The organism is Streptomyces sp. RP5T (assembly GCF_003933965.1).
Classification (GTDB): domain Bacteria; phylum Actinomycetota; class Actinomycetes; order Streptomycetales; family Streptomycetaceae; genus Streptomyces.
On sequence record NZ_RSAJ01001193.1, the window covers coordinates 1 to 854 of the forward strand.

Sequence of the window (854 nt, forward strand, 5' to 3'; positions counted from 1 at the left end):
GTACGGGAGGAGGCGGCCCGGGCGGGTGTGCCGGTGGCCGCGACGGCGGTGGCGGTGACGCCGGCCGCCTGGAGGAATCTGCGGCGGGAGAACGGACCGGGCCCGGAAGTGCCGGATGTGCCGTGGACGTCCAAGAGAGACTCCAGTGCGCGCGAGTGAGATGCCGGACGACAGAGGCCCTTCCCCTCAGGGACGGGCCCTGCGCCCGGACACCGTGTCGGGGAGCGGTTTTTCGCCCCCCGACATCAACCCCTCAACTCACAGGCCGTCACGCACCATCGCCTCGACGATCCGCACGTGGCGGTCGGCCGCCGTACTGGAGAACTCGTTCTCGTAGTTGAGGCCGTACGGCCAGAAGTGGCCACCGCCGGTGGACAACTTGGCCGAGGAACCGTCGTACTGCCGCACGAGAGCGGTCGCCTGAGCGCCCGTCCAGGTGCCGCTGTTGCCGCCGTGCGAGGACCAGCCCGCACTCGTGCCCACGCCGATGGTGTGGGCGATCTCGTGCAGGGCGGTCCGCTCGGTCATGTAACCGCGGTCGCTGCCGAAGCGGATGGTCCCGTTGATGTTGCCGTCCGCGGTGGGCACGCTCGTGTCGTAGCGGACGGTGAGGGACTTCCCCAGGTCGCTGAGGTTGTTGTAGCGGGCCACCGCGGCGTTCATGGCCGAAGTGATGCGGGTGTACGCCGACTGCTGGTCCGCGGTGGGGTTGCTCGCCCGCTCCAGGGTCCAGGTGATGGTGGCCGCCGCGACCTGTTCACGGGGTGGGGGCGCGGCGGCCGGGGCGGCCAAGGCGGTGCCGGGTCCGGCCAGGAGTGCGGCGGCGAGCGCGGCTGCGAGCGCGCCCTTTCGTG

At 71.4% G+C, this 854-nt stretch carries 1 protein-coding gene; it reads right to left on the reverse strand.

Going from position 1 to position 854, the window contains the following annotated elements:
* Window positions 1–258: 258 nt before the first annotated feature.
* The coding region (locus tag EHS43_RS45340) for a hypothetical protein (protein WP_260471035.1) at window positions 259–854 on the reverse strand (596 nt) is incomplete at its 5' end.